Here is an 8,252-nt window from a genome sequence, read left to right as displayed (position 1 = left end):
AAACTCGATGTCAACGATTACATTTTCGTTGACGGCGACTAAGCGGCCTCGTTACCGATCAAAGGAGGGATGATATGGTGGTTGATAATGAAGACGCCATGCGTGGCGGACGCATCGACCGCTGCCGCGGCCACCCTTGGCCAAACGCTCTCAAATCGGCTGTTTCGACAGAGCCTGCTGCAGGAACCGGCTTTGACGAGCAAGGCTCAGATCTTGGCTGGCGGGGCAAATGTCGAGGCGTTCAAAAGATTTGTCGCGGTCGGCATCCGACCGCAACGAGGTCATCGGAAAATCGGCAACGCTCAGGCGCGCCGATGGAGATCTTCGAGACTTGGGGCTTGCGCGTCTGCGTGCCGCCAGTCGGCGAGCCCTCGGGCGCTTCCGTCACTTCAACTGGCGCCAGTCGCCGCTGTCGCCTTTCCATCCGATGACCCGACCGGCCAATCGGTTAAGCGTGTTGCGCAGCGTATCAACAAGCCCTTCCCATTCCCGGGCGGAGATGCCGTCAACAGCCGGCTCCGGCCCCATGAACATCCCGTCAACGCCGCCGAACGAGACGCACTGTTCTATGCATCGGCGTTCCAACGCGCCGTCGTGAAAGACTGACGGTTTCTCCAAAAGTGCGGACAGCGCGGCGATCAACCCGGTTGCTCCCCAGTTTGAGACATTCGATACGATGAGGTGATCCGCCGAGGTTGCCGCAGCAACGCCGCCCCGGCCAGGATGTCCGCTATCCCTGGCCTTGGGCGAAAAAGCCTTGAGATCTTCACCGATCAGCCCCATGCCAAGTTCGTTGCCGCCATCCCCGATGGCAATGAAGGGGATCTTGCGCTTCTTGGCGCTCAGGAAAAACTGGTCGAGATCTGCGACAAGATTGTCGAGCGGACGCCCGCCAAGTCCATGGTAAAGGCCTTTGTCGTTCTGGCCTGGCCGCTCGATCGAGATCACCAGCGAAGGCTTTGTTACCTCGAGAAGCTGATCCGTGATGACCTTGCACCCCGCCGTATCCTTCGGGACGCTGCGAATATAGACTGGCCGGACGAAGTCGACCGATCTGATCCGGCCATCCTCAGGGAACGAAAGCGGCGCAAGGCCGGCACCTCGACATGTCCCCTCCATCATGCCGACCCAATCGTCATCGGTCAGAATAACGGTCTCGACACCAAGCCCGAGGAAGAGTGCGCGCGCGAGGAGCGCTGCGCCGACCGGGCCGTCTGTTTCCGGGACGCCGCCGCCTTCAGGAAATCCCGTCGCAATCACGATCGGGCCGCCATGTTCGCGAACCACATCGACGATCAAATTGGCGCCATCCATGCAGGCGGGGCCCGGCTGATGCGATTGCAGCGCGTTGTAGATCTTGCCTATAAGGCCGACACCCGTCAGATCAAGCGTCATGAAATTTTCGATCGTCTGGGCAATATTCTGGCCCTTGGCGTTTTGCAGATCAAGCATGAATGGCTCCGGGTTCTAGCGTGAGTGGTCATAGGGGGTGAATTTTTCTGCATGGGCGTTGCCGCCGCTCGGTTGCAAATTTCCTAACGTCGACACTGCAGGTGAAGAAGAGGCTGGCGACGACATCGGCCGTCTGCGGTTCAGTATCCATTTGCAGGCTCGATAAAAGCCCAGCTTCCTCCGCTCTTTCAGGAATAGTCGATTTTCATCCGCCGCGACCGCCAGAAACTTGCCTTGCGGATTTGCTCATCCAGCGACGTGGCCGATGTTAACGTATACAATGACAGCTTTTCGCCAATGTCAACGATTACATTGCAGACTTGTTTCTTCGAATGGCTGACATAGCTTCGACCGCTGGAACTTGGCCAACTGCAATTCTCACGCAGCCGACGCAGACAACGTCCTGGCGCTTTGATCAGCCGCCGCTGTTAGGTGAACAAGCGTTAAAATTGCTTGACGACGTGTTGTTGACCATGAAGGGTGCCTTTCGTCGCCGGTCTGGCGACGCCATCTGAGGCCTTCCGCTTCGACGAAGCGGATGCTAGAAGTAGACATATGAGTTTTCCGCGATGACCAAGCCGCCTACTGTCAGAGATGTCGCGCGCCTGTCGGGTGTGTCGACGGCAACCGTGTCCCGATACTTTGGCGGAAAAGCCGACGCGGTCGCGCCTCACACGATCGAAAGCGTCAAGAAGGCAGCGGAGATTCTCGGCTATACTCCTTCGGAGATCGGCAGGTCGCTCCGTCTTGCTCGCAGCAGCGTAGTGGTGATGCTCGTGCCGGATGCATCGAACCACTTTACCGCCGACGTTGCCGCATCTTTGGAAAATGCTTTGAAGTCGTCGGGTCTTTCCATGGTCCTGGCGAATGCGGCCGAAAATGCAGAGCAGCAGGATCGCCTGCTCGCTGATGCGCAAGGGCTGCGCGCGCAAGCCATCGTTTTACAAGGCGCGATCGATACGCCGCGGTTGCGCGAACTTTGCTCCCGGCAAAAGAACATAATCTTCGTAAATCGGCGGCCGGCCGAGGGAATCGTCGCGCCATATGTGGGCGTCGACAATTTTGCTGCAGGTATGGCAGTCGGCCAATATTTTGCGGAGCGGGGTTACATGAACTGCGTAGCGATCCACGGTCCGAAAAGCTACTCGGGAAGCAGCGAGCGGCTTGATGGTTTCATAGCCGGTCTGGGCGATCACGGTCCGGTCAAGAAGGTCGAGGCTGCCTATACCATGGAGGCCGGCTACGAGCAGGGGCTTAAATTGCTTTCGAAAAGCAAAAGGCGCCTCTCCATTTTTTGCGGCAACGACATGATCGCCTATGGTGTCCATCGCGCAGCGATTGAACTGGGGCTTACGATTCCCGAGGATGTCATCTTGATGGGTTTCGATGACAACCGCCTAAACGACTGGCTGGCTCCCTGGCTGTCAACGGTGACAGTTCCCGCATTTGATTACGGGCCTGCAATAGCCCGGTTGATTGAGGCTTCCCGGGAGGAGGCCGAGGAGGCTGCGAAAATCATATTGCCGTTTAAGATCAAGATCAGGCAGTCCGCATAGGATCCACGCATCCGAGACGGTCATCCGTCAGCTTCTAGATAACACCCTGCCTTTTGCCTTGGCAAATTCGAGGCGGACGATCAAGACCACTATGACGAGCCGCTCCAGAGCCTGACGAGTACGAGTACACCGCGCCCATTCGCGCGCTTTTCGATAATCCCGCCATGAGGACCGGCGCGCTGCCGCCAGCGCCCCGAAACATGGCTAAACCGCTTTGATTGACAGCAGTCCGTCTGCGGATACCACCGGCGCGACCTCTGTGTAGTCATTTATGGTTGGGTTACCAGGTAAATTTAAATTGTGCCCGGCCGCTGTGACGACCACTACGTCTGCGCCTGCCGCTTGCCCGGCTTTCACGCCGGCCTCAACATCTTCAAAAACAAGACAATTCCCAGCCGGAACTCCGAGCCGTTTTGCCGCGAGAAGGAAACATTGAGGGTTCGGCTTACCCACCGCGACATCTTCCCCGGTCACGATAATGCGTGGTGTGCTTAGCCCTGCGGCTTCAAGTCGCCTCTGAGCGAGCTTCTTTGACGCAGATGTGACGATCGCCCACCGATCAGTGGGAAGAGCAGCCAAGAACTCTGCCGCTCCTGCAATCGCGACAACCCCATGCACGTCGTCGATCTCCGCATTTGTGACCTTTGCAGCTTCAATCTCCGGGTCCACGCCGGGAAGCTCCAGCCGCCGAATCGTGTCGATCGCCCTTTGCCCGTGCATTGTTGGCAGAAACGCGATGGGATCCAGCCCATGGCGTTTCGCCCACGCACCCCAAACTCGCTCGGCAGCGGCGATGGAAGTCAGAAGCGTCCCGTCCATATCGAAAAGAAGGGCGGAGAACTGCTTGTTTGAATCGAGCTTCAACGGGAATATCCTTATTGCGCTGAGACGTGGACTGAATCGCCATGGGTAGCTGACCCCAAGGCTAGGCTGCCCTCTCGGCGTGGGCTAATGGCGGTTCATTAAGTGCAAACGACCCGACCAGTTGAACGAGGTCGTCTACTTGCTCCGCAAGCCGGCGCGTGGCCGCACCAGCCTCCTCGGCCATTGCGGCGTTCAGCTGGGTCACTCTTTCCATGGTACCTACGGCCTGGTTGACCTCATTGAGGCTCTTTGCCTGGCTTTGGCTCGAGAGTGCTAGCTGCCCAACATCCCGGGAAACCTCGCCAATCTTTAGCGCAATATCATCGAGGGCATGGCCGGCTTGTTCGACAAAATCCACACCCGCGTCGACTTCGGTCGTCGAATGATGGATAAGGGCGCCGATTTCTTTCGCCGCCGAAGCGGCGCGTTGGGCAAGTTCTCTGACTTCATGCGCGACGACAGCAAATCCTTTCCCTGCTTCTCCAGCTCGGGCAGCCTCGACGCCAGCGTTCAGCGCGAGAAGATTTGTCTGGAATGCTATTCCGTCGATTACCGTTACGATACTTGTTATGCGATCGGATGCCTCCTTGATCCGAGACATCGCAGCGATAGCGTGTTCGACGATAACAAGTGAGGCATCGGCTTCGAGCTTGACGCGCTGTACGATGTCAGCCGCGTTCGTTGCACGTTTAGAGGCCTCCGCTACGGTGATGGTGATCGCTTCGATCGCCGCCGCGGTTTGCTCGATCGAGGCTGCCTGCTGTTCATTTCTGCGAGAAAGCTCTTCCGACGCATCCGCCAGGAGCCGGCCATTGGTGTGAATTTCGGCTGACGTTGCACGGACGTCCAGTATCGTTGAGCTTAGGTCGCTGATGGTGCTGTTAAAGTCTCGCCTGAGGATATCCAGATCCCCAGCAAATGGGACCTCGATGGTGTTCCGCAGATCTCTGGTCGCCAGATTTCTAAGTCCGTCCGCAAGTGACGTTACCGCCAGTTCGATGTTTTTCTGGGTAGAAGCTCGTTCGCGATCGTTCATCTCCCGCTCCGATTCCGCCAGTCGATGGAGTTCTTCCGTGCGCGCCTGGATGGCAATCTTCTGAACGGCATTTTCTTTGAAGACCGCAAGTGCACGCGCCATCTCGCCGATCTCATCCTTTCGTCGGTCTCCATCGATCGCAATGTCCAACGAACCGCCTGCCAAACGTCGCATGATTTCGGTGATTGAGCCGATTGGCCGCTTGAGCGTGACGACCAAGGCAGCACCCGATGCTATCGCGACGAGAAATCCAATCGCCATAGATGTCAGAGACACCGAGTTCGTCAACGACCGCTCGGTCGAAGCCATCTGCCGCTGAGCGTCCGCAAATGCGTCCATCAACCCCCAGATCTCGTTGATCTTGTCAGTTGCGTGGCGGTATTGCTCCTCGGCATGGCCCCGATTTGCCTCCAGTCCAGTTGCGCTTTCGCGTAATTTGTCGGCGATTTCCCCTACCGTTCCCGGGACGTCGCCGAAGTAAGAATCGATCGCCGCCAGTTCCGTCAGCAACTGTATCTCGCCTGCATAGACAAAAAGGGTTCGCTCGACTGCCTTGACGTTATCCGCGGTCGGTTCGCCCAAAAGGCCGGCAAAGGCGATTTTTACGTCGCTGCCGTTGCTCACAATCGACCGAAGCTTTTTCGTCACCTTGTCGGCGTCGACAGAGCCACCGCTCGAACCATTCAGATCGGCAGCGGCTTGTTCAACCGCTGCCGCGCTCTGCACTCGCAACCTTTCCGACAAACCAGCCAAGTCATTGGCGATGGCCAATTCCGCGGACTGGCCCTCCGTTTCCCGGCTTCCACTTTGGTTCAGAAATGCCAGAATCCTGTCTGCGATGCGGGACCCGTCTCGCACACCCAACGAAGTGAGAAGACGGTCAGATTTCGATAGTTTTTGTGCGAGGGCTTCCAACGATGCGCGCACCGCTGTTTCTTCGCGTCGCAGGGACTGGGCATCAAGCGACCGTAGTTGAACCTCGAGATTTTCGCAGCCGCTGAGAATGGATTGAAGTGCCAACGTATCGGAAAGCCTCGATTTCCGCTTGTTATCAAGCTGAGCAGCCTGGGCGACGATCTTGAATGCGTGCTTGCCAAGTTCCATCTGCACGGAGTTCAGCGCGTCGAGCTGCGCGGCAATGTTGTTCGTGAGCTGCGAACGGTCCTGTCGAAGTTTCCATATCTCGTTAATGTGGCTCAGGATCGTGCCGGTTGCGTGCTGCGCTTTGCGCAATTCAGCAGCAGCCTGGGCGTCCGGAATCACATCGATCATGCGGTCGAGTGCGCTGATCTGTGCTGCAGTTATTTCGGAGGCTTGCTTGAATGTCGCCGCATCGGGCTCGCGAAGGAACGTCGTAATGCCGGCATAAACCGCCTTGAATCCTGAAAGCAGCCGGACCACGCCATTCGATGTGCTGAGGCGCGCTTCTAGGACACCTGATGCGTAGAGTCCTGTGGCGCCGACAGCGACGATCGTCAGCAACAGCGGCAGAACCAGTACGATAACCTTGGTCTGAATCCTGAACCGCGCAAGAATCCTGTCCATTTTGCCCCTCCCAAAAGCACTCGCTGCTCCGAATTGAGACAGGATGACACGGACTGATTAAGTTTACGTTTCGGTATTACAAACGGCGCTGATGGCGTCTAAATGTTCATCTTATCGGGCGCAGAATGTGAGCTGTGGGATCTCCGGTAGACAGTTGGCACCTGGTCGGAACATAAGTTCCGACGGTTTCGGTGCTCCATGTGCTCATAATCACGAGAAACACGGATCGAGCTCGCCGGACGCATAGCGCTTTGCCATCACCGAAACATGAAGGGGCGTAATCCGCTCCGCCATGCCGCCAGTGCCGAACTGTTCGAAGCGCTCCTTGCAAAGCTTTGTGAGCGCGGCCATTGCCGGCTTCAGATATTTGCGCGGATCGAATTCGCTCGGATCTTCCTGCAAGACCCGGCGGATCTGCCCGGTCATCGCCATGCGGCCGTCCGTGTCGATGTTGATCTTGCGCACGCCGTTCTTGATACCGCGCTGGATTTCTTCGACCGGCACGCCCCAGGTGGGCTTCATCTGGCCGCCGTATTTGTTGATGATCTCCTGCAACTCGACGGGGACCGACGACGACCCGTGCATGACGAGATGGGTGTTCGGTAGCTTGCGGTGGATTTCCTCGATGACATTCATCGCCAGCACCGAACCGTCGGGCTTACGGGTGAACTTGTAGGCGCCGTGCGAGGTTCCCATCGCGATTGCCAATGCATCGACGCCAGTTTCACGCACGAATCGCACCGCCTCGTCCGGGTTGGTCAGCAGCTGGTCATGCGACAGTTTGCCTTCCGCGCCGTGCCCATCCTCGGCCTCTCCCATGCCGGTCTCCAGAGAACCGAGCACACCGAGCTCGCCTTCGACCGAGATGCCGCCGAGATGGGCCATTTCGGTCACTCTCTTTGTCACGCCGACATTATAATCCCAGTCGGCAGGTGTCTTCGCGTCCGCTTTCAGCGAGCCGTCCATCATGACCGAGGTAAAGCCTGCCTGAATGGCCGTCATGCAGCTGGCCGGATCGTTGCCGTGGTCCAGATGCACGCAGACGGGAATGTGCGGGTAAATTTCGACGACGGCATCCATCATATGCTTGAGCATGATGTCGTTGGCGTAAGCGCGCGCGCCGCGTGATGCCTGGATGATGACGGGGGCGCGGACCGCATCCGCGGCTTCCATGATGGCGAGCGCCTGTTCCATATTGTTGATGTTGAAGGCGGGAACGCCGTAGCCCTCCTCCGCTGCATGATCCAGTAACTGCCTGAGCGTAATGCGTGCCATCTGAAAATCCTCCTCTAGCCGAAATGCGCCGGCTGCGTCTTTGACGCATGATCAAGCGGCGTTTTATGGTCGCGCCTCAAGCGTTCAGCACACGGCCATAGGCATCGAGCACCGCTTCCTTCATCGTCTCGGAAACTGTGGGATGCGGGAAGATCGTGTGCATCAGCTCTTCCTCTGTCGTCTCGAGGTTCATCGCGACGACGAAGCCCTGGATGAGTTCGGTGACTTCGGCGCCGACCATGTGGGCGCCGAGAAGCTCGCCGGTCTTCTTGTCGAAGATCACCTTGACCATGCCCTGGTCTTCGCCGAGCGCGATCGCCTTGCCGTTGGCGGCGAAGGAGAAGCGGCCGACGCGGATGTCGCGGCCGAGCTCCTTGGCCTTGGCTTCGGTGAGGCCGACGGAGGCGACCTGCGGATTGCAGTAGGTGCAGCCGGGAACCTTGCCCTTGTCGGTCGGATGGACATTCGGCAGGCCGGCGATCTTCTCGACGCAGACCACACCCTCATGCTCGGCCTTGTGCGCC

Annotated in this window: 5 protein-coding genes and 1 pseudogene; 1 reads left to right on the top strand and 5 read right to left on the bottom strand. The window is 58.0% G+C overall.

Annotated features, from left to right (window positions below; all coding sequences use genetic code 11):
* Positions 1-384: 384 nt before the first annotated feature.
* Positions 385-1,452: a glutamate cyclase domain-containing protein gene (locus tag CO655_RS32570; RefSeq protein WP_097667933.1), complete on the bottom strand. Its 1,068-nt coding sequence runs from the start codon at positions 1,450-1,452 to the stop codon at positions 385-387.
* A 569-nt stretch (positions 1,453-2,021) separates the two neighbouring features.
* Between CO655_RS32570 and CO655_RS32565 the strand changes: the two genes are divergently transcribed.
* Entirely contained in the window at positions 2,022-3,008 is a 987-nt protein-coding gene (locus tag CO655_RS32565; protein WP_097608685.1) for a LacI family DNA-binding transcriptional regulator, read from the top strand.
* A gap of 204 nt (positions 3,009-3,212) precedes the next feature.
* On the opposite strand, the gene CO655_RS32560 is transcribed toward CO655_RS32565, so the two are convergent.
* The 4 genes and pseudogenes from CO655_RS32560 to CO655_RS32545 all read right to left on the bottom strand — a co-directional run.
* Positions 3,213-3,872, bottom strand: a complete 660-nt coding sequence (locus CO655_RS32560; protein WP_280953083.1) for an HAD-IA family hydrolase — start codon at positions 3,870-3,872, stop codon at positions 3,213-3,215.
* 61 nt (positions 3,873-3,933) lie between these two features.
* Positions 3,934-6,453 carry a HAMP domain-containing methyl-accepting chemotaxis protein gene (locus CO655_RS32555; protein WP_097667932.1) on the bottom strand — a complete coding sequence of 840 codons (2,520 nt, stop codon included), beginning with the start codon at positions 6,451-6,453 and terminating at the stop codon, positions 3,934-3,936.
* 210 nt (positions 6,454-6,663) lie between these two features.
* A complete protein-coding gene (fba, locus tag CO655_RS32550) occupies positions 6,664-7,728 on the bottom strand; it encodes a class II fructose-bisphosphate aldolase (RefSeq protein WP_097608684.1) in 1,065 nt (354 codons plus the stop codon).
* A 76-nt stretch (positions 7,729-7,804) separates the two neighbouring features.
* A pseudogene (locus tag CO655_RS32545) lies at positions 7,805-8,252 on the bottom strand (dihydrolipoyl dehydrogenase); the annotation flags it as partial.

It is taken from the genome of Rhizobium sp. M1, assembly GCF_002531805.1.
Lineage (GTDB): Bacteria > Pseudomonadota > Alphaproteobacteria > Rhizobiales > Rhizobiaceae > Rhizobium > Rhizobium etli_C.
The sequence above is the reverse complement of the archived record's forward strand: the minus strand, read 5'-3'. Positions and strand labels throughout refer to the sequence as shown.

Excerpts from the sequence above, each read along its gene's own strand:
- CO655_RS32570 (WP_097667933.1), bottom strand. The coding sequence starts at position 1,452 with ATGCTTGATCTGCAAAACGCCAAGGGCCAGAATATTGCCCAGACGATC.
- fba (WP_097608684.1), bottom strand. The coding sequence starts at position 7,728 with ATGGCACGCATTACGCTCAGGCAGTTACTGGATCATGCAGCGGAGGAG.
- CO655_RS32565 (WP_097608685.1), top strand. The coding sequence starts at position 2,022 with ATGACCAAGCCGCCTACTGTCAGAGATGTCGCGCGCCTGTCGGGTGTG.
- CO655_RS32555 (WP_097667932.1), bottom strand. The coding sequence starts at position 6,453 with ATGGACAGGATTCTTGCGCGGTTCAGGATTCAGACCAAGGTTATCGTA.